This is a genomic window from Micromonospora sp. WMMD737, from assembly GCF_049179055.1.
In the GTDB taxonomy this organism is placed as follows: Bacteria; Actinomycetota; Actinomycetes; order Mycobacteriales; family Micromonosporaceae; genus Micromonospora; species Micromonospora reichwaldensis.
Genome location: NZ_JBMHMH010000001.1, coordinates 3,495,065 through 3,515,279, shown reverse-complemented (window position 1 = coordinate 3,515,279; position 20,215 = coordinate 3,495,065). Strand labels below are relative to the sequence as shown.

At 68.3% G+C, this 20,215-nt stretch carries 17 protein-coding genes and 1 pseudogene; 4 read left to right on the top strand and 14 right to left on the bottom strand.

The window, feature by feature from the left end; genetic code table 11:
* Positions 1 to 68: 68 nt before the first annotated feature.
* Positions 69 to 602, top strand: a complete 534-nt coding sequence (locus ACN27A_RS15005) for a hypothetical protein (RefSeq protein WP_421453750.1) — start codon at positions 69 to 71, stop codon at positions 600 to 602.
* A gap of 417 nt (positions 603 to 1,019) precedes the next feature.
* Here the strand turns inward: ACN27A_RS15005 and ACN27A_RS15000 are convergent.
* Positions 1,020 to 1,656 (bottom strand): annotated as a pseudogene (locus ACN27A_RS15000) (IS5 family transposase).
* A 238-nt stretch (positions 1,657 to 1,894) separates the two neighbouring features.
* On the opposite strand from ACN27A_RS15000, the gene ACN27A_RS14995 reads away from it, so the two are divergent.
* Together ACN27A_RS14995 and ACN27A_RS14990 are read left to right on the top strand one after the other, a co-directional pair.
* Positions 1,895 to 2,899, top strand: coding sequence for an ATP-dependent DNA ligase (locus ACN27A_RS14995; protein ID WP_421453748.1), 1,005 nt, complete (start codon positions 1,895 to 1,897; stop codon positions 2,897 to 2,899).
* Between the two features lie 9 nt (positions 2,900 to 2,908).
* Positions 2,909 to 3,124: a nucleotidyltransferase family protein gene (locus ACN27A_RS14990; protein WP_421453745.1), complete on the top strand. Its 216-nt coding sequence runs from the start codon at positions 2,909 to 2,911 to the stop codon at positions 3,122 to 3,124.
* Here ACN27A_RS14990 and ACN27A_RS14985 read toward each other — a convergent pair.
* The 3 genes from ACN27A_RS14985 to mobF form a co-directional block, all read right to left on the bottom strand.
* Complete coding sequence (locus tag ACN27A_RS14985; RefSeq protein ID WP_421453742.1) at positions 3,121 to 3,471, bottom strand: histone-like nucleoid-structuring protein Lsr2; 351 nt, start codon at positions 3,469 to 3,471, stop codon at positions 3,121 to 3,123. The genes ACN27A_RS14990 and ACN27A_RS14985 overlap by 4 nt on opposite strands.
* Positions 3,472 to 3,666: 195 nt before the next feature.
* On the bottom strand, positions 3,667 to 4,722 hold the full coding sequence (locus ACN27A_RS14980) for a DUF3800 domain-containing protein (protein ID WP_421453739.1): 1,056 nt from the start codon (positions 4,720 to 4,722) through the stop codon (positions 3,667 to 3,669).
* The gene (gene mobF / locus ACN27A_RS14975; RefSeq protein WP_421453736.1) at positions 4,722 to 8,960 is read right to left on the bottom strand and encodes a MobF family relaxase; all 4,239 of its coding nucleotides are present in this window, start codon (positions 8,958 to 8,960) and stop codon (positions 4,722 to 4,724) included. The genes ACN27A_RS14980 and mobF overlap by 1 nt, the downstream gene beginning before the upstream one ends.
* Before the next feature lie 236 nt (positions 8,961 to 9,196).
* Between mobF and ACN27A_RS14970 the strand changes: the two genes are divergently transcribed.
* Entirely contained in the window at positions 9,197 to 9,625 is a 429-nt protein-coding gene (locus tag ACN27A_RS14970; protein WP_421453734.1) for a hypothetical protein, read from the top strand.
* 18 nt (positions 9,626 to 9,643) lie between these two features.
* On the opposite strand, the gene ACN27A_RS14965 is transcribed toward ACN27A_RS14970, so the two are convergent.
* The 10 genes from ACN27A_RS14965 to ACN27A_RS14920 form a co-directional block, all read right to left on the bottom strand.
* The gene (locus ACN27A_RS14965; RefSeq protein ID WP_421453731.1) at positions 9,644 to 10,315 is read right to left on the bottom strand and encodes a hypothetical protein; all 672 of its coding nucleotides are present in this window, start codon (positions 10,313 to 10,315) and stop codon (positions 9,644 to 9,646) included.
* A gap of 130 nt (positions 10,316 to 10,445) precedes the next feature.
* On the bottom strand, positions 10,446 to 10,889 hold the full coding sequence (locus ACN27A_RS14960) for a hypothetical protein (RefSeq protein WP_421453729.1): 444 nt from the start codon (positions 10,887 to 10,889) through the stop codon (positions 10,446 to 10,448).
* Between the two features lie 145 nt (positions 10,890 to 11,034).
* The gene (locus ACN27A_RS14955) at positions 11,035 to 11,676 is read right to left on the bottom strand and encodes a GGDEF domain-containing protein (RefSeq protein ID WP_421453726.1); all 642 of its coding nucleotides are present in this window, start codon (positions 11,674 to 11,676) and stop codon (positions 11,035 to 11,037) included.
* A 286-nt stretch (positions 11,677 to 11,962) separates the two neighbouring features.
* Entirely contained in the window at positions 11,963 to 12,475 is a 513-nt protein-coding gene (locus tag ACN27A_RS14950; protein ID WP_421453723.1) for a hypothetical protein, read from the bottom strand.
* Positions 12,476 to 12,557: 82 nt separating this feature from the next.
* A complete protein-coding gene (locus ACN27A_RS14945) occupies positions 12,558 to 13,328 on the bottom strand; it encodes a hypothetical protein (protein ID WP_421453720.1) in 771 nt (256 codons plus the stop codon).
* A 97-nt stretch (positions 13,329 to 13,425) separates the two neighbouring features.
* Positions 13,426 to 14,943 (bottom strand): hypothetical protein, encoded by a 1,518-nt coding sequence (locus ACN27A_RS14940; RefSeq protein ID WP_421453717.1) that lies wholly within the window; start codon positions 14,941 to 14,943, stop codon positions 13,426 to 13,428.
* A gap of 497 nt (positions 14,944 to 15,440) precedes the next feature.
* Positions 15,441 to 16,193, bottom strand: coding sequence for a hypothetical protein (locus ACN27A_RS14935; RefSeq protein WP_421453714.1), 753 nt, complete (start codon positions 16,191 to 16,193; stop codon positions 15,441 to 15,443).
* 330 nt (positions 16,194 to 16,523) lie between these two features.
* Positions 16,524 to 16,841 carry a hypothetical protein gene (locus ACN27A_RS14930; RefSeq protein ID WP_421453712.1) on the bottom strand — a complete coding sequence of 106 codons (318 nt, stop codon included), beginning with the start codon at positions 16,839 to 16,841 and terminating at the stop codon, positions 16,524 to 16,526.
* Between the two features lie 461 nt (positions 16,842 to 17,302).
* Positions 17,303 to 17,926 (bottom strand): hypothetical protein, encoded by a 624-nt coding sequence (locus tag ACN27A_RS14925; protein WP_421453709.1) that lies wholly within the window; start codon positions 17,924 to 17,926, stop codon positions 17,303 to 17,305.
* Positions 17,927 to 18,446: 520 nt separating this feature from the next.
* On the bottom strand, positions 18,447 to 20,144 hold the full coding sequence (locus ACN27A_RS14920) for a ParB/RepB/Spo0J family partition protein (protein WP_421453706.1): 1,698 nt from the start codon (positions 20,142 to 20,144) through the stop codon (positions 18,447 to 18,449).
* Between the last annotated feature and the right edge of the window lie 71 nt (positions 20,145 to 20,215).

Sequence of the window (20,215 nt, the reverse complement as noted above, 5' to 3'; positions counted from 1 at the left end):
CGTGGACGAAGCGATGGGCGCCAGGTGTGGCCACCCACGCGGTTCATTGATGTGACACGATCCTTTGCATGACGAGCCCCTCGACACCATTGCGCCGCTCCGTCGCCCAGGTCTTGGCAATTGTGCTTATCTTTGTCAGCGCGGCCATGGGCATCGCTGTGGTGGTAGTCGCCGCTACGGTGATCGGATCAATCAACGACCAGTTCGATCGTAGCTACGGCAGCGCCCCCACGGAGGGGATGACGTTCGGTGTGGTCATCACCATCATCGTGAGCGTGCTCACGATCGCTTTTGGCGTGTGGTATTACGTCGTCGGCTCGCGCACCGAGTCACCGGCCGTGAAGGCGGCGTGGGTGCTGTTCGGGATCGTGGTGTGCACCGCCTTCGTCACGCCGGGGTGGTTCACCGGCGAAGGCTGGTTGTCTGATCCCGGCGGCTCGGGCATGTTCGCATGGTTCGTCTTTGTCAAGCTGATTCCGACCTGGCTTGCGACCGTTTCGCTCACCTTGGCCATCGCCAAGGTGGTCACATTCTTGGCTGCGGCGTTGGCGCTGTCGTGGGCGCACTCACAAGCCGCTCGTCGGAAGTTGCGGGCAGGTTGATCTTCGATTGGAGCGGCTGAGGAGTCACCTCTCAGGGCAGCGCCGTACCACTTTGTAGTTTTCAAATGCCTGGCGCAGAAACTGGCTGGCCCTACACAAACCCGACCAGGCCGCTTCCTACCTAGCACAGCGCGCGAACACCGCAACGATCGCGTACCCGAGGGATCGCCTACTCGCCCTCTGCGACCTAGCCAACGCCCGGCTCCGGGCAGGCGATGCCGTCGCCGCCTGCGAGCCGCTCGATCACGCGTTGGACGTAGCCACAACAGTCAACGCACCCCGGGTATCCACCTACCTACAGAAGGTGGTCCGGCAGCTCCGCGATACGCGATACGCTCACCCACAGGCTCGTGACGTGCTGCTGAAAGCGGCATGCTGACGACCTCGTGCACACCTGACCGACGCGACTAAGAACTCCTAACTCTTTGAGCGTTGGAGTCGGCGCCAGCAGATGATGGCGCAGGCGAGGGTGAGGAACGCTTCGTGGATGTCGTCGCGGATCTCCCAGCGGATCCGGAGGCGGCGAAACCAGGCTGCCTGGGCCTGCCGCGGATGCCCTTGATCCGGGGGATCTTGTCGACCAGGGGCAGCAGTTGGGTGACGTCGTGGCGGTTGCCGCCGGTCAAACTTGCGGCGAGGGGGATGCCGCCCGCGTCGGTGATGACGTGGTGTTTCGAGCCTGGCTTGCGGCGGTCGACCGGGCTCGGACCGGTTTTGGGCCGCCCTTGAGCGCCCGGACGTGGGAGCCGTCGATCACCGCCCGGGACATGTCCAACTGCCCGGCGGCCCGCAGTCTGCCGAGCAGAACCTCATGCAGTCGTTGCCAGACACCAGCGTCGTTCCAGTCCCGCAACCTGCGCCAGCAGGTCATGCCCGACCCGAACCCAAGCTCCTGGGGCAGGTACTCCCACGGGATCGCGGTGTAGAGCACGAACAGGATCCCGCACAACACCTTGCGATCATCGAGAGGCTTGCGGCCCGGGAACCGATGCCGCCGGGGCGGACGCGGTGGCAGCAGCGGTGCGATCTCGGCCCACAGATCGTCCGAGACGATCCACGGCGGCTGCTCACCTCTCCTCACGTTCAGACAGAACGATCCTCACGTCCCGAGGGCACGCCCAACATCATTTCGTTAGGAGCTCTTAGTCGATTTACACCCCTCGTCGTCGGCCCTCCCGCACGATGAGCGAGGAGGCGGCGATGAGAATCACTCACAGCCCGGGAAGGCGGTGAGCCTCGGGCAGCGTCGGGTCGGTGCGACAGACCCGCCTCTACGGCGTCCTGTCGCACCGATGCTCGCAACACCAGTCGACGCTGTACCCGAAGGCGCCGACCTGATCCACGAACCCAAGTGGGACGGGTGGAGGTGCATCGCATTCCACGAGGATGACCGCGTCTACCTACAGTCGCGCGCTGGCAGGAACCTGGCCACATACTTCCCAGACATCACCCGGGCCGTCCGAACGCTCCCACCCGGAGTGGTGCTGGATGGTGAGCTAATCGTTTGGGAACGGGCCCGGACAAACTTCGCGCTGCTTCAGCGGCGAGTCACCGCCGGTCGCGGGCTACTACGCATGGTCAACGACCACCCGGCCCACTACGTGCTGTTCGACCTGCTAGCCGCCGCCGACGGTCGGCCGGTCCTGGACCTTCCCCTCTCGGACCGGCGGGCACAACTGGAGCGCCTGCTCGGTGGCGCCCCCGCCCAGCTCACGCTGACGCCACAGACAACGGACATGGGGCAAGTGTCAGACTGGCTGACCGAATGGACCGTCGCGACCGGCATCGAGGGGGTCGTGACCAAGCGGCTCGGGAGCCGATACCAGCCGGGACGGCGTTCCGGCTGGTGGAAGTTCCGGAAGCATCTCACCACGGAAGCAATCGTCGCCGGGGTGACCGGCAGCCTCCACAGCCCAGAAACGCTGCTGCTGGGTCGGTTCGATCGGTGGGGCCGGCTCCGACACACAGGCCGAACCCACCCGCTGCACACCGACCAGCGGCAGGAACTCGGACTGCTTGTGTCGCCGCTGCGGCCGCTGCAACACCGCCGCGCCGACGTGGTGCATCCGTGGCCGCAGCCGTTGCCGGCATCGTGGTCTGGGCAGCTGGACCGGCCAGAGGCGCTGCGGTATGTGCAGGTGGAGCCGACAAGGGTGGTGGAGATCGAGGCGGACATGGCGTTCGAACACCAGCGGTGGAGGCACCGAGTCCGATACGCGCGGGCCAGGCCAGACATGTCGGTGTACGACGTGCCGCTGCTGCTCGGCGAGGTGGAGGGCTACTTTGGCGAACCATGAGCGCGGTCGGTGTCCGATCCGTACGCCACCGTCGTAGTCGTCCAACTCGACGTGCATGACCAGATCATGGTCTGCGCGTCGCACGGCTTCGACGACCTGCTCGACGGAGTGTGGCGGCGCAACCCGATCTGGATAAGCCGGGAAAAATCCCGGCAACGGCTTGCCCGCCACCGCCCTGCCGAACGCTGGCCTGGCGTCCCATGTCGCGAACTGACGCGATGCTAGCGGCCGGCCTTCGCGTGGTATTCGTCGACGATTTCTTGTGGGATCCGCCCGCGGTCGGAGATGTCCTTGCCGGCCTTCTTTGCCCAGGCGCGGATCGCCTTGTTCTGCTCGCGGTCAGTGGTGGCACCTGCCCGGCCGCGGGCGGCTCGCCCACCGACGACGACGCCACCCCGGCTTACCTTTGTGCCGTGAGCGACGTACGGCGCGAACGCGCCACGCAATTTTTCGGCGTTGGCGCTCGACAGATCGATCTCGTACTGAACTCCGTCGAGCGAGAACTTGACGGTCTCGACAGCGTCTCCACCGTCCAAGTCGTCGACCAGCTTGTGAATAACTTGTTTGGCCACGCCGCATCCTTGATGAAGAGAGTTGCGTCTACGAATACGGGTGCAGGGTAGCTTACGAGATCCCTGTTCAGTCAAGCGGTAAGGGATGATGGCTGAGCATCAGAATCCCCAAACGTCGGAGAGGCAGTGCCTGACTACTCATGCCTGCGGAGCGCAGGCGTTGGTGCGATCAGCAGTGCCCTTCGTTCTTCGCTTTTACGGCAGTTCGGGCTCGGAGTCTATGGGCTGTTGCGGCGAAGAGGGGGTCTGCGTTGGGAGATGCGGGCTGTGCTCTGCGTGTTGCGTGGTGGCTCGCGGGTGGGGCGTCAGCCTGTCGACGGTTTCTTGGAGTTGCTGGACTTTCACGGCGAGTATTTGCATGTTGTTCAGGAGTTGCTGGGCGAGCGGGGCGGCTGGGTTGCGTGCTTGTTCTGCTTGCTGAAGCAGTGTGGTGTAGATGTTCGGGGTGTGGTCGGGCGTTGTGGTTGTCGGGTAGGCTGTTGGTGAGGACATGATCTGGGCGCGTTGGCTCAGGTTGTGGGGGTCGCGTTCGCCGGTTGGTGGAGCGGCCCCGCTCTCGTTTATGTGGAGTTCTTTGCCTGTGGTGGCTTCGATGATGGTGGCTGTGTCGGTGATGCGGTTGAACCATTGGGGTTCGTTGGTGCGGATGGCGCGGCCGACGGACCAGGCGACGGCGTCGGCGAGCCAGAGTCCGGGGTGGGTGTGGTCTTTGATGTGGACTATGCGTACGCGGTGGCTGATGGCGTGTTGTTCGAGTAGCCGTCGGTAGGTGCGGATGTCGTTGCGGTCGGTGGTGGGGACGCGGCGGTTCTCGGTGCGTGCTTGTTGCCATTCGCGGTGGCTGGCGCGGCTTTCGAGGTAGACGTCGCGTACGCGTTGGCTGTTGAGGTAGCGCAGGAGTTGTTCGAGGCTGGCCTGTCGGGCGTATTCGCGTTCGCCGAGCACGCGGTGGATGGAGCGCGTGGCGTCGCTGGAGGGCTCGGTTGGTCGGGTGTCGAGGGGGATTTGTAGCGAGACGGCGGACCAGCCGGCGTGGTTGGCGGCGACGTCGAGCATGTCTTCGATGATGCCGACGTGCCCGCGGTGGTAGAGCTCGCTGGAGTGGTAGGGCTGGCCGCGTGCGGCGGCGCTGGCGGCGGCGAGGGCGGGGGCGACGTCGTCTTGGTCGATGATGACGGCGGACATGAGGTACGCGCCGGGGCGGCTCTGTGGTTGCCAGAAGGACTCGTCGACGAAGGCGCTGGGAAACATCAGTCGATCTCCGTTTCATGTTCAGCGGCGATGCGCTGCTGTGCGTCACGCGCGTGTTCGCGCAGCAGCGCGGGGACACGCGTGCTTTGGGGTGCCGGACGGGTGTCGTGTACGGCGGTGACGCGGGCGGTAGTGGCGGCGACGGCGTCAGCGAGGGCGGTATTGCGGCTGGCGGCGCGGCGGGCTTGTTCGGCGGCGGCGGCGAGGCCGGCGTAGCGCGTGGGCAGGGCACCGTCGTACCAGCGTTTCCAGGTCGCGTGCTGGCCGTCGAGGGCCGTGGCGCGGTGGGTGCTGCCCGCGATCTGGTGGTCGAGACGGACGAGCTGCTGCTGGAGCTGACCGATCTGGTGGGCGGCGGTGGTGGCGTGGGCGAGCACGTCGCGTTGGGCGGTGAGGCGTCGGGTCCGCGCGGGCCCGTGGTGCCACCAGCGCGGTTGCAGCCGCTGAGCTTGTACACGCGCCTCACGGTGTGCGGTGTTCGTGGTGGTGATCTGCTGGGTGAGGTCGTGGCGGTGGTGTTCGGCAGCGGTGAGGGCGCGGTAGGCGGCGCGGAGGTGGTTGCCGACGTAGGCGGGTGCGGCACGGTCGGCGGCCTGCTGCGCGGTGATGAGGCGGGTGAGTTCGGTGTCGGGTGCGGTGGTGAGTTGTCCGGCGAGGGTAGCGGCGCCGAGGACGAGTCGGGCTCGGTGCCAGGCATTCCAGCGGCTGATGTCGCTGGTACGTGGTTCCGGTCCGATGGGGTGCTTGCCGGTGTACTGGTAGGTGTCGCGGTACGTGGCGACGACTTCCGCGCGGGTGAGCCATTGCTGGCGGCCCGCGTCGTCGGTGGGTAGGTCACCGAGAGCGGCCGTCCAAGCGGGCCGGGCGTGCGCGGCGAGCCGGCCGATGCTGTGGGTGCGGCGGTCACAGATCGCGGCGACCTGGCGCAGCGCGTCGCCGGTTACGTTGGCTGGCAGGCGATCGGTGTAGGTGCCCCACTGCTCGGGACGCTCGGCGACGGCCGGGTCCGCGGTGGCGCGTTGCATCAGGCGGTCGATGCGCCAGGACAGGACGGCGGCGAGGTCTTCCGCGCTGTCCAGCTCGCGGACGCGGATGACGCGGGTCAGGACGTCGCGGGGTTCGTGTCCAGCGGCGGCGTAGGTCGTGAGTCGGGTGATGAGCGCGGGAAGGGCAAGGTCACGGGCGAGTCGGTTGGCGACGGCGGGGCCTCGGAGCTGGCGGACGATGGCGAGGTATTCGGGGATGCGGGCGCGGGCGGCGAGGTCGTCGTAGATCGGCGTCCAGGCGTGCAGGGCGTCGGCGTCGGCCCAGAGTTGCTGTTCGGTTTCGGTGGCGGAGCGTTCGGGTGCGGTGCGGCGCATGATGTCGGCGAGCACCGCGACGGCGGCGGTGGGTGGCGCGGGTGGGGTGCCTTCGCGGGGTTCATCATCGGTGACGACGTACGCCTCGTTGAGCGTTCGGGCGCGGGTCAGCATGACGTAGACGCGTTCCAGGGCGGTGCTGTCGTCGATGAGCGCGCGGGCGGTGTCGACGGTTTGCCCTTGGACGGAGTCGACGGTTTGGGCGTACGCGAGGTGGGTGTGCCGGGCGGTGTAGGCGGCGGGCAGCACGGTGGTGGTGCCGGTGACGACGTTGGTGACGTGCAGTTGGCGGTCGCGGGTGACGGCGTCAATGCGCCACTGGTCACGGTTGGTGACGTAGTCGGGGCCGGCGGCGATGCGCCGGTCGTTGCGTCGGGTGACGATGATGTCGCCGACGCTGGCGGTGCTGCCGTCGGGTAGGCGTACCGATGGGCCGGTGCGTACGTGGCCGGCGGCGATGAGCATGGCGCGGGCGCGGTGGGCGATGTCTGCTGCTTCGTCGTTGGTGTCGACGAGGATCAGGCTGCGGCGCCCGGCGGTGGTGTCGGCGAGCCAGCGGGTGAGCATCTGGTCGACGAGGTCGGCGCGGTGTCCACCGATGAGGCGGTGGTGTCGGTCGTAGTCGGCCAGGACGGTGATGTCGCCGTGGCGTAGCCGCAGCGAGGCGGGTCCTTCCCACGGCTGGTGGAAGCGGTGCACGTCGGTGAGGGTGCGGGTGACGCCGAGCGTGGCGAGGTAGCGCAGCAGTCCGCCGGGGCCGACGGCGGAGGTCTGGTGGGGGTCGCCGACGAGGATCAGTTTCCCGCGCACCTGGTCGAGCTGGAGGGCGAGGCGGGCGATGTCGTGGCTGGAGACCTGGGACGCCTCGTCGATGATGACCCACTGTCCTGGCGCGAACTGCCAGTCGCGTGCGCTGGTGCCGGCGGGTGGCCGCTGTTGGGCGTGCAGCCACCGGGCGATGTTCTCGGTGCGCAGTGTGGTGCCGTCGGGTTGACGGGTGGCGTCGGCGAGTAGGTTCGCGGCGGCTTGGCCGACGGTGAGGCCGAGCACGGGTACTCCTGCGTGGGCTGCTGCGGCGACGACGGCGCGTTGCAGGTGGGTCTTGCCGCTGCCGGCGGGCCCGATGACACCGGTGACGCGGCGATCGTTACCGACGAGGGCCTGTAGGACGTCGGTCTTCTCACCCCGCAGGTCCGCGTCGGTGATGGCGGCTTTGATGGCGTGGGCGGGTGCGGGGCGGGCGCCGCGGCGGCGGGCGTAGGCGATGACGTGTTGCTCGGCGGCCAGGACGCTGCGGGTGGTCAGGTGCAGGTCGCGATGGCGGGTGTATTCGCTGTGCTGGTCGCTGCCGCGTTGCAGGCTCGGCCCCCACTGCACGAGCGCGGGAGGTGTGAGGACGCGCAGGCCCGCGGTGTGCTGGGTGATGGCGGTGGCGGCGAGCTGCTGCACGCGTCGCCAGTCATCGGTGGGGGAGTGGCCTGGGGCGACGCCGAGGGTTCGGCCGATGGCGAGTTCGAGGTGGTCGGGGCCGAAGACGGCACGTTCGCGGCTGAGTCTGTGCACGGCGCGGGCGACGGCGAGGCGTTCGTCGGCGCGCACGGCGGCGTCGAGCACGCGCGGCCAGTGGGCGCGCGGAACGCGGAGCTGGGCGACGGCGGTCCGCAGCACGGACTCGTCCACCGCGGCGGCGCTCCCCGCGATACGCCGGGCACGGCGCAGCACCCTGGCCGCGGTGTCGGTGGTGGTGTCGTGTGCGTGGCCGGTGAGCAGGCGGCTGATCTGTCCGCTGGTGTCGAGGCCGGCCTTGCGGTCTTCGGTAAGCCACCGTCGCACGGCCTCATGCGTGGACTCGGCGCCCTTCTGAGGTTGGCGGGTCCGCAGCGTGGCGTGCTGCGCCCGCGCCCGCCACCCTCGCGCCGACGTGCGCTGCTGTGGGTTTGAGGTGTCTTGGAGGTGCTCGGTGATGGCGGTACGGCGTTTGGCGTAGTGGCGCAGAGACGCGTCGCTGATGCCGACGATCTCACGGATCTCGGAGTCGGAGCGGGCCGCGAAGGTGATGCCACGGCGTTTGCCTAGCTCGGCTTCGATCGCGCGGTCATAGGCGATCCGGGCGCCGACCGCGGCACGGTAGAGGGCCTTGCCGTCCAGCGCCAGCCATTGGGGGTCTGCGTCGTGGGTGTGGGCGAGGACCTTGGCGCTGACGACGATGTGCGCGTGCAGTTGGGGGTCGCGTGCGCGGCTGAGGCGGTGGTCGAAGACCATGGCCGCCAGGCCTGCGGTGTCGAGCTGCCGCACGCCGCCGGCGCCAGCGCGGGCGTAGGCGCCGTGGCGTTGCAGGTGAGCGAGCACCGTGCGGACACCGGCATGGTGGGCGGCCATGACGTCGCGTTTGACGTCGTCATCCCCGAAGGCCCACAGCAGCGACACGCTGTTGACCGGGGAGACGGTGACGTCGTACCCGGACACGGCCCGGCGTTCCGGGGCGGTCATCGCGTCGTACCACGCCTTGTCGCGCTGCTCCACTGTCGCATCGGGCGGAAGAAGGTCCAGTGCCCGCTGTACGGCGGCAGCCCGGTACTCGTCGGTCTGCGGCGCGTAGGTGCGCCACCGCTGCCCGAGCTGATGGCCGCCGCGCGGATGCCGGCCCTCACCGATAAGTAGACGCATCTGCTTCTCGGTGACCCAACCGCTCACACCCAGCACCCCGGCGCCGTCACCGGCCCACCACCCAGGGCTCTCGCCCCGCGCGGTCGGGTCGGTGTAGTAGGCGGTGGGGTCATCGCTGGTCGGGGCGCGCAGGTCGTGCCGTCCGGCGGCGACCTGCTCCATCACGTACCGGTATCCGCTGCCCGGCGAGATACGCGTGATGGCCAACATGCCGAAAACCGTAGAAGATCAACACTATTAGAGGCTACGGAGAATGCAAGAGGGTGTATCGCATCTAAGGTGGGTAAATGATCATGGTGGGCGTGTTTGGGCAGGCAGGCGTACGTCTGGCTAGGTGGAGAGCGCTTGGCAAATGAATTCTGAAATTGCGGCTACTGTCGAACGAATTGGCAGATTGTAGGGCTGGGAATGTGTTGGCGGTCATGGAATGTCGGTACGGTCGTTGCATGGCGAGTCAAACGGGGAATGACGCGGTCCGCGCACTTCGGGCGCGGCAAGAGGTGGAGCGGCGCGCGGTGCGGGCCGTCGCGCAGTCTGGAGCGGCGGTCGCCGAGGTTGCGCAGCGGCGCGCTGAGGTGCTGGCGAAGCTCGACGGGGAGGTCCGCGACGCGACGGCGGCGCATGAGCTGTCGGTGGTGGTCCTGGCGGCGGTTCTGCGTGATGACGCGTTAGCCGCTGAGTTGTCCGGGGTGGACGTGAGCAGGGTGCGTGCGCTGCGGCGCACGGCGGACGGGGCAGCGGTACGGGAGCGCGTCGCGCAGCTCGGCGTGGTGGTGCCGCGTCGTCGCGGCCGTCCCCGCGTGGCGGACAACTTCTCGCGCGGGGGCCTGGTCGACGACACGGCGTCAGCCGCCGGACCGACGGCCGGCGGCTGAGCGGAAGGCGAGCGCGGATCAGGTCATGTCCAGCCCGCAGCCAGGGCACACGAGGGCAGTTCCTTCGTCCAGCCAGAGTCCGTCCTGTTCCACTGCGGTGCACTGCTCGGGGGTAGGGGCGGGCCAGGGTCCGACGATGACCTGTCGACCGGGATAGACCCACTGCTGCTCTCGCGCGCCGTGGAAGGCGACGGGCGCTGTAGGGCGGGCCAGGGGCAGGGTGTGGCGGTATCGCAGGTCGGTTCCGTCCAGGTCGGTAGGGGCGTACGGGGGGAACTTGCGGTGCACACTGGCGCGGAAGCGGTCGAAGTTGTCGTACGAGGGCGAGGACAGCTCGGCGCGGTCGATAAGGGCGAGTGCTTCATACGGCAGATCCTGGCGGTGATGGTCACGCGCCGCGTTCAGGTAGGCAGCGGCGTGGGCGTCGCGCTCGGCGCGGCGTTGGTCGCGTAGTGCCTGAGTGGTGCGGGGCGCGGTAAGGGTGTCGGGGTGTGCGGCGAGGTGTGCGGCGACTGCGTCCCAGATCGTGTCTCGGCCGTGTCGGTCGGTGAGGGCTTCTAGGTGGCCGTCGGCGAGGTAGCGAACGGTCTCAGCGGTGGAGAAGTTGAACGGGCCGTTGTGATAGGTGGGAGCCCAGTCCTGGCAGACATGAGCGATGGTGATCCGGTCGGCGCGGCTGAGGGGACTCAAGGTTCTGCCTTTCGTTCGTCGTGGGGGTGAGGGGCGGGAGCGGTAGCCGGCGGCGGCGTGCTCGATGCGCGTCGATGCCGTCGCGGTGCGGCGGCCCGGCCGCCGAGTTGGCGGCCGGGCGGCGCGTCGATCAGTCGGTTTGACCGAGGAGGCGGCGGTGGTCGCCGGTGGCGACCCATCCGGCGGTATCGCCGAAGAGCCGTTCGGCGCGGTGGGCGAGCGTGATGGAGTACAGGTCGGGTCGCTGCGCGTGGTGCTTGCTGCTCTGCCAGAGGTCTAGCAGGAGGGCGGCCAGGCGCAGGGTGTGGCGCATACGGCCGGGGTTGCAGGCATCGCAGCGGTGACGGCGGGCGTACTTGATCAGGGCGACGGTGGCGGCGCGCAGCTCGATGGCGGCGGCGGTGCTGTTGATGCGTGTAGTAGGCCACATCGGGGCGTGCTCGCAGAGGTGCAGGACGGTAAGCGCCTGTGCCATGCGGCGGCGGGCAGTGTCGAGCAGGTGAAGGATGTGCCGTGTGCGCTGGTCGGCGGGCAGGGTTGGTAGGAGCATGGTGGGGCTGGCTGGTGCTGTCATGGGGGACTCCTGCTGTGGGGTTTGGTGGTGTGTTCGAGCGGGGTTCGCTGTCTTCTCGAACACCTGTTGCTTGACCGCTGAGGGCTTATTTGTCCGGGTGGCCGGAGGCTTCTTCAGTGCTTCGGGCCACCCGAACGGATGCCGGCTACCGGTAGCGGCGGCGCTGCTTAGGGCGCTTCGTGGCGACGGTCGCGCCGATGTTGGGGTGCCACTCCTTGACGCCTCCGCCGCGTCGCTTGGCCGCGTACATGGCTGCGTCTGCTCGGCTGATGAGGTCAACGGCGGTCACGTCGTTGGGGTCCGCGAGGGCGAGCCCGAGACTGGCGTAACAACCGAAGTTCGTTTCCCCGAGAGCGACCGTCGCTGCGTCGAGAGCCTGAGCGGCGGTCTCGGCGTTGATCCGGGCGGTCTGCATGCCGTCGTCGGTGATGATCATGAACTCATCGCCTCCCATTCGACCGACCTTCGCGCGCGAAAGATCGAGCGCTGTCAGGGTGTTCGCTACCTGGCAGAGCACGAGGTCCCCGGCGGTGTGGCCGTATTCGTCGTTGATCTCTTTGAAGCGGTTGAGGTCGAGAAGGGCGACGGCTACCGGCCGGGCGGTGTCGGCGAGCAGAGTGTCGAGGTGCCGGAGCAGGGCGCGGCGGTTCGGCAGTCCGGTCAGCGCGTCGTGGTCGGCTTCGTGGCGGGCGGTGGTCAGGTCGGCGCGAAGCTTCGCGTTGCGAGCGAGAAGGGCGAAGCATGACGCGGTGGTGGTTGCGAGCAGGATCGTGGATGCGGTGAGCATGCGCGCTCTCCCTGGTAGGGGGTTTGTGTGTGGTGTGCGGTGGGGGTTCGCCGTCCCCTCCGAACAGTTCTTACTATACCCGGTTTGACGTCTGTTGGCTACCTGTGTCCGTCCTGTTCGGACGTCAGATTTTCGATCTTGATGGTGGGATGCAGGCGGCTACGCCGACCAGCTCGCGACGTGCGGCCGGAGGCCGCTTCCGGTTTCCGGTCCGTCAGGACCGGGCCTGCGACCCACCACCGACCGGCGGCGGCCGGTGTGGGCCGCCGCCAGTCGGTGCTTGGGCTTAGTCGGTGGCGGGTGGCTTGATCTGTTGCACGCGGTGCAGTTGCGTGATGAGGATTTGAGCGGCGGGCGTGTGCGTTCGGTGATCCCAGATGCGCCGGTAACCGCTGGTCCAGAGCAGCCGCCAGACCTGGGCGGCGTGGCCTGAGCGGGCGCCCGCCGGGTCGCCGGCGGATGCGGATGCGTCTGGTGGCTGGGCGCGGTAGCGGGTCATGGTGCCGGCGAGCATGGGGCATGCGGTCACGCTGTATCGGGCGCACTCGGGGTGCATGGCGGGCTCTGTCGAGATGAGCCGGGAGAGGTCGACGTCTCGCATGGCGAAGACGAACGGCGGGGACATCTCGTAGCCGCAGGTTTGGCAAATGCGGTCGGTCAGGGCTGCTAGGAGCCGTTCGGCGTCGATGGCTCCGAACCGGTGGCGGCCGTCGGGCATTTGCATGGTGATCCATGGCACGACCAGGCCGCCGACGGTTGGGCGGTGCCGCAGCGTCACCGGGATGGGAATCTCGGGCATGTGGGTCTTTCTGGGTCGGGTGGTGCCGGCCGGAGGCCCGGCCGGCACCGGCAGTCGGGTGGGCGGGTGGGGCGTGCTCGGCCTAGGGGGTGATGTCTGCGCCGAAGCGGCGCAACATGTCGTTGAGCGGGATCGCCTCGCGGACCGTGCTGCCGTCGTGGGCGATGCGGAACGCGTGGAAGGCTTCGCCGCTCTGGTGCGGCGTGTACTGGATGTACTCGACGTGCTCCCCGCCGAAGGCGGCACGGAGTAGGGCGTGAATGGTGGCGGCGTGGTCCGTGTCCGGCGTCCGACCCTGGGTGTTGCTGCGGCTCAGGGCGCGGATGATGCGCTGCGTCCGTGACGGGGTGCGGGAGGTCGTGTCGGTGACGACGACCGTGACGGAGAAGATGCCGGTGCGGTATACCCGCAGCGGGCATGTGACCAGGCTGCCGCCGATGGTCGGGTAGGTCATAGTGGCCGTCAGTTCGAGCGGGGCCGGGCCGGGGATGACCGGTACCGTGTGCGCGAATCCAGGCCGTGCCCGGGTGCCCTCCCATGCTCGATCCGCCTCCAGGTCGGCGCGCAGGGTGTCGGGGATGGCGGCATACGGACGCACGGCCTCGATGACGGTTTCCGGGTCGGTGATGCACTCTCCTGCGCCGAGCCAGACGGGCATGGCGTCGGGGCTTTCCTCGTCCAGGACGCCGGTGTTGATCACCTGGGCGAAGAAGCTGTGCAATGGACGGTCCCACCCCACGCGCACGATGTAGCCGTCCCGGCCGGGGAGGGCGTCGAGTTGGTGACTGCTCATAAGGGTCTCCCAGGGGTTTTGGTGGTTGTTCTGGTGGGGTTCGCCGTCCCGCCAGAACAATTATTACTATACCCGTTTTTGTTGTGGATGTCTATCTGGTTGCGCCGTGGGTGGCGCGGCCCGGGGGAGTCGTGCGTAGCGACTCCCCCGGGTGCCGTCACGGCTTGTTCTGATTTGCGGGGTCGCCGAGTATGTGTACTTGCTGGCTCAGGATGAGCGGCGCGTCGGCCGGTCCCTTGACGTGAGGGCGGACGTAGGTGCGGCGTCGTAGCGCCCGCCCGGGGCCGCAGGGCTGCTCACGGAAGAACCCGGACACCCACCATCGGCGGGTGTAGACGCGCGTCGGCGTGTCGCCGCTGGCGTCGCGTTGTGGCTGCTGTTTGCGGCGTAGCCGCACGAGTCGCACGAGGGGGGCGGCCCGGTTGGTGCGCTGGTACGCCTTGCGGGTCGCCTTGTCGGCCGGCTCGTCGGTGATCTCCGCGTCTGGTTGCGTCGTGAGGATCCACGTGGCGATCAGTGAGCACAACATGAGGCGGGTCTGTTCGCTGGCGGGCGTGTAGGGCTGTCCGAACCGCAGTCCCGCGCCGGTGCTGACCGGGGCCAGCCATCCGATGCGTTCGCGGAGTCCTTGCAGGGCGGGTTCGGTGAGTCGCCGGCCCTGCGCGAGGACTTCGGCGGGGGTGTAGAACGTGATCCACACTCCGCCGGGGACTGGTCCCCACTGTGCCGCGATAATCGGTACCGTGATGCCGGTTTGCAGGTCGGTCGGCTGGTAGACCGGCGTGTGCCAGATGAGCAGTCCGTCGGGGGCGGGCATTTCCACCGGCTCGATGCGTACGTCCGGCAGGTCGCGTGCGGCGTGCGCGGCGAGGGTGGTGAAGTCGGGGTCAATCCAGAAGATCCGCGCGTTCTCGACGTGATTGGCCATGAGCGCGGTGTACTGCCGTAGCGGCTCGGGGTCGCGGGCGTCCACGAATGCGGCCGGCGCGTGTAGGTCGGCACCGGGAAACATGTGCCCCGGGACCTTGTATCTCTCACCGCCAGCGACCACGTCGAGTAGGTACCCCCGACCGGAGGTCCGCCAGAAGCGCACCAGCCGATCCCGCACCTTCGGCAGCATCTGCGGACGCAGTGAGCGAAACTCGGGCGCGGCGGGGGCTTCGCTGAGGGAGTTGACGGCGGGGAGGGGCGCATCGTGGCTCGACAGAGGCCGCCGTACGGGAGTGTTGGGCGTGGCGGCGAACAGTGCCTGGTGCAGGGGTCGTAGCACCCGCGCGCCTGCCACCCGGCCATGATGGCGGCGAGCCCGCTTGTGTGCGCGTCGGGTGAGCCCTTCGGGATCGCGCTGCTCGACCAGGCGGGCACAGCTCTCGCAGGCGGCCCAACTGTTGCCGAGGTTGTGCATCCGCACACCAGCCGCGTCGGTCGACATTGCCACGTCGAGGTCGCCGAAGGTGAAGGCTGCGACGGGGTGCGGCGCGGAGCAGAAGTCGCACATCATTTGCGAGTTGGCGAGTTGCGCGAGGGGGGTGGGGCGGGGGTCGTGGCCCTGAGGGCTGTGATCGGGGTGGTGAAACGTCTGCTCGCCGTGGGTGGTGATGACCGTCAGGGGTAGGCCGCAGGTTGCGCAGCCGTATCCTTCGATGGCTGGCAGGGTGTCGTCATGGATTGCCATGCGTCTCCTTGGGGCTTTGTGTGTGGTGTGCGGTGGGGGTTCGCCGTCCCCTCCGAACAGTTCTTACTATACCCGGTTTGACGTCTGTTGGCTACCTGTGTCCGTCCTGTTCGGACGCCGGATTTTCGATCTTGATGGTGGGATGCCGGTGGCTACGCCGACCAGCTCGCGACGTGCGGCCGTGGCGGCGTCCCCCACTTCTTTCGGCGGTGGGGGCGAGTTCACTCGTCCCGCGGCGCGCGCAGTGGAGGTCAAGTTCGGGCGCGGGGTTTCGAGGAAAAGATCATGCGGGGTGTGCATGATGTTTTGCGAGCCGCGCCCGGACTTGACCGGAGCGAGCACGTCGCTAGCCTGTTGGGCCCCCACCGAAGGAAGAAGGGGTTTGGGCAGTGCGGCCGGAGGCCGCTTCCGGTTTCCGGTCCGTCAGGACCGGGCCTGCGACCCACCACCGACCGGCGGGCAGTGCGAGTGGGTGCGGGCGTCGAGTCTGCCGGGGGCTACTGTCGCTGCGCTGACCGGTCGAGGATCGCCCAGAGCGTCGCGCGCTTCCACTTGCGGCGGTGGCGGCCTTTCGGGCCGGTGGTGTCTTCGTCTGCTTGGCGAAGCACGTCGTCAGGCAGGGCGGTCGGGTGGTTGTAGCCGAGCACGCGGGCGGCCTCGACGGTGCCGACGAGTTCGTCGGGGTCGCCGGAGCGGTCTGGGTGGCCGTGGGGGGTGGCCCGGGGGCGTCCCGTGTGGGGCGCGCCTTGGCCGGTGCGGCTGTCGGCGATGTCCCAGACGGTGCGGCGCCTCCAGCGGCGGCGCTTGCGGCCGGTGGGAGTGAGCGATTCGTCGTCGACGCGCTCAAGTAGGAGTGGCCAGATCCGATTGCGTCCTTGCAGGGAGTCGACGCTTTGATAGCCGAGCATGTGCGCGACGGTGGTGGTGTTGACGAGTTCGTCGGGATCGCCGCTGCGGTCCACGGCGGCGCTGGCGGCGCGTCGGGCCTTGTCCCGAGGCAGTTGGAAGGCGGCGATGTCGTCGGTACGCCATCTGGTGCCGTCGACGCGCTCGGGGAAGCCGTTGGTGGCCCGTTCGCCGTAGAGCCGGTCCAGGTGGCTGACGGAGATGCCGAGCATCGCCGCAGCCTGGGTGCGACCTACGTGGTTACCGCTGTGGGCATCGCGGGTGGGCATGCGCCGATGATGCCGTATCGGTCGGTTGGGCGGCTCTAGGGGATGGGCGAGCCGTTCGAGGCGGGCGTTGACCATGCTTACTGCTTCGTTGCTCGATGATCGGGCTGTCGTAGAATGCGGGCACGTGCTCGGCGTATGGGCCTTTGGGGGCCTGTGTGGCGTCGGCACCAGGCGGCCGGGGGGAGTTCGCCAAACTAACCCCCCGGCCGTTGCCCTGCCCGTCAACGGCCCGGCGCTGCGAGCATTGACGGCGCAGGATTCGGCGACGCGCGCCGGTGGCGTCACTGGTTTGGTGGGCTGCTGGTGGTAACGCGAAGGTGGCGGCGAGCGGCTCGGGCGAGCAGGCCGTACTGCGTGTCCCATCGTGCCATCACCCGTCCGCTCGGCATGTGCCGTGCCACGTACTCACGTGGCAACGCGTCCCATCCGCCGGCGCACAGGGTCCGACTCGGCGACGAACTCCCATCGATCGCATTCGACTGAGGCGATGTGAGCGTGACGCTCTCGGGTCAGCGACCAGCGGTCTTTGTCGGCTTTGAGGATCAGGCCGTGGTCGGTGCCGTCGCGGAACAGGTGGTACTGGCCGGCGCAGTCACGGACCATCACCGCGTCTGCCTGCGCGTCGAGTAGCTGGGGTCGCGTCGCGTGGCACTGCCAGTGACCACACAACGGTAGGTGGTGCGCCATCGCGCGTTCGGAATCGGTGAGGGGTCTGGACGGCATGGCTGCTCCTTGGGGTCGCCGTGTGGGCTTCTGATGAAGGTTCGCCATCTCTATCAGAAGAACTACTACTATACCCGCTTCGGCGGCAGTTCTGTCAAGGTCAGAGCGTTGTTCGCTGGGCGGCGGGCCTGTTCGGTGGTGGCGGGCGATCCATCGTAGGGCGAACGGCGGAGCTGGCAGGCCGACGCGGCTGGTTGCGAGCGTAGCGAGCGGCCGGGTCGGCCGTTGTCTGCGGGAGCAACGGTCTGGACCAGTGCGGACCGAGGCAATATCTGGGTTGAGGACAGCGGGAGAGATCGCGGCCCGTCTGGCGCGGTCGGTGAGCTCGTTGCGGAGACGGCGGCCGGCGCCACCGTCCATCGGTCAGGCTCGAAGCCTGGGCTGCCGTGGCGCCGCAGGGAATGCTGGTGCCAGCGTTTGCATCAGCCGTCGACTTTCCGGCTGGCGGTGGTGGGCGAAGGTCACGGTTGCTGCCCGGTGGCGAGGCGGTGCCGCAGCTCGGTCAGGGGGAGTCGGTGGCGTTGGCGGTGGCGTTGTTCGGTGAGGATGGCGACGTTGCCGAGCTTTTCGCGTAGTTGGTTTTCGGCTGCTTCGGCGGCGGTGTAGTGGTCGGGTAGGACGTGTAGTAGTCGTGCCCAGTGGTGTTTGCCGGCGCGGACGCATGCTCCGCCGCAGTTGTTGTGTGGTAGGCCGAGGTCGTAGAGCCGTGGTGGGCGTAGGCCGAGTTGCCGGGCGGAGTCCAACAGCTCCTGCTTGGTCAGGTGCGGCGGGTCGAGTAGGGGGAAGCGGGTGGTCCAGGGGTTCCAGCCGGTGGCGATGGCGGGGGCGCGGCGGCGGTCGCGGGTTGAGGCGTCGAGGCCGATGTACAGGGTGGTGGTCGCGGGGTCGGTGTGGGCGTCTAGCCAGCGTCGGCAGGGTCGGATTTTCAGTGTGACGGTGCAGGGGGCTATGCGACTGTTGCCGAGGTAGCGGACGTCGTGGAAGAGCTGCCAGGGGGTGCGGCCGTCGGCGACGCGGGTGATGGGTACGCCGAGTTGTGCGCTGCTGTCGTCAAGCCAGCGGTACAGGTCGGGATCTTCGGTCAAAACGTCTGCGAAGAGTAGGACGAGTCGGTCGGTGCCGTGTTGGGCGGCGACGCGTTGGGCGGCGGCCCAGCTTCCGATGCCTCCGGAGTATTGGACGACGTGCAGGTGTTTCTTGGGGGTGCTGAGTGCTGGGCGCGGGTTCGGGTTCTGGGTGGGCATGACGGTCCGTTCGGGTGCTGTCGGGCAGGTGGGTCTGACCGGCGAGGGATCGTTGTGCCGTGCTGGTGGACGGCGGGGGAGTGGGGAGCCGGGGGAGGCGAGGGGGCGGCGCGTGAGCGCCCCTCGTCCGGAGCCGGGCGCTCGATGCGCCCCGGATTCGGGCACCGCGCGCAGGCGGGCGGGGCTGAGCTGATCGGTGGCTTTCGCAGACTGCGGGTCGTTGCTGGTGTTTCGGCAGTGCCCATCGGAGGGCTGGTGGTCTTCGTTGTACGGGCTGGAGGGCGTCGACGCGCGTTGAGGGCGTGTCTAAGGTGTTGAGGGGTGCCGGTCGAGGGCCTGGTGTGGCCCCCGACCGGCGGTATCAGGCGGCGAGACGGCTTTCGGGCTCGGAATCGGCAGGTTTGTCGGTGTCGTCCGAGGGGCTGGGCGTTTCCTCGTCCGGTTGAGGCGCGATCTCGTTGTCGGCGGTGTCGGTGTCGAGTCCAGAGAGCAGCTCGTCGGGCTCGGGGGCCGTGACGACGTTGAGGTCGGTGCGCTGTTTGGTGCGGTTGGCGACGGAGTCGATGATGAGCTGTTCGACCTCGCCGACTTGGAAGCCGTTGGAGACGCACCACTGCAACCACTTGGCGACCGCCGGGTCGGGTGCCCGCCAGGAGGATCGGGTGATGCCGCTTTCGTTGGCGGCGGCGATTGCCGTGAGCGAGATGACCGAGTAGCGGCCGTCGCTGACACCGCGCGCGGGAACGCGTTTGGTGCCGGGTCGCTTGGTCTTGCCCGGTGACAGGAGTTCGTCGAGCATCTTCCGGCCGCCGTTGACCCAGGTGGAGAGGATGTAGCCGGAGTCGGCCAGCATCTCCGCGATGAGCTTCGCGGTGCCCTTCGGCGGGGTCTTGGCGGTCAGGAACGTCGCCAACCATTCACGGCGGACCGTGTTGGCGACTTCCATGGCCTTGTTGTTCTCGATGACCATTCGCCGTTCGGCCTTTTCCTGCTCGGTCATGGGACCGCTGCGGGTGGAGGTCATGGCGTAGGCGGGCAGGGCGTGGCCGTGCGCGCGCCAGTCGGTGCAGTAGGTGGTTTCCGTCAGTCGGTCGTCGTAGGTGAGGAACAGTCGGACGGCGTGGCCGGGGCAGGCGTTGTGCCGTTCGGGGTCGACGTGGTTGCCCTCGGCGTCGCGTAGGTCGCTGACCTCCTTGATCTTGGGGTCGTTGTATCGGGGGTGCTCGGACAGCAGCGTGATTCCGGCGGCGACAAGTTCGGCGCGGCGGGCGGCTTCTGCGGCGATGGCGGCGCGGGTGCCGCGATATTGCTCGATGGCACGGGCGAAGGCGAACGGTCCGTTCTCGGCCTCGTCCAGCAGCGTTTCGACGCATTCGGGTTCGTCGGCGAATTCTGCGAGCGCGGCGACCTGGGTGAGGTCGAGCCCGAGGGTGTGCGTGCGCTCGGCGGTCCGCTTGTCGAGGGTGGCGAGTTGCCGCCCGGCCTTGATCTGCTCTGGCCGGTAGCCGGTGTGTCGGGCGATGTCGTCGTCGGTCATGCCGTCGAGGGCGAGTTGCTGGATGCCTCGGGCTTGCTGGGCTGCGGTGAGTTCGGTGCGGTGGACCTGCCGGAGCATGCTGATGAGCTGTTCGCGGTTGGCGGCCAGGTCGTCACGGACGATGACCTGGATCCACTTTTGCTTTGCTTCGACGGCGGACCAGTAGCGCTGTTCGCCGTCGATGATGAGGTACGGACCGTCGTCGTCGCCGAGCCCGAGCGGCGTGACGATCAGCGGCGAGAGAAGGCCGCGAACGCCGTCCTGGTGCAGGTTTTGCACGATGCCGGGGAGGGCCTGCGCGTCGTCGCGGGCGTTACCCGGGTTGGGCTTGATGTTTGCGACCTCGACCATGCAGTGCCGGCCGGGCAGCTCGGGCATGTCCTGGTCGTCGCCGGTGCCTTGCGACCGGGCGTCGCTGTCGGTCGTCGCTGCCTCGGCGATACCGGGAAGACCGAGGGCGTCCGGGGAGTCGCCGGGGGCTTCGCTGTCAATCTGCGGTGCGGGTGCGGTTTCCGTGAGCACGGGTCGTGCTCCCTTCGGTTGTGGGTGTGTTGGTGGAGCCGGCGCGTCTGGGGTTGCCGCCCAGAGCACTC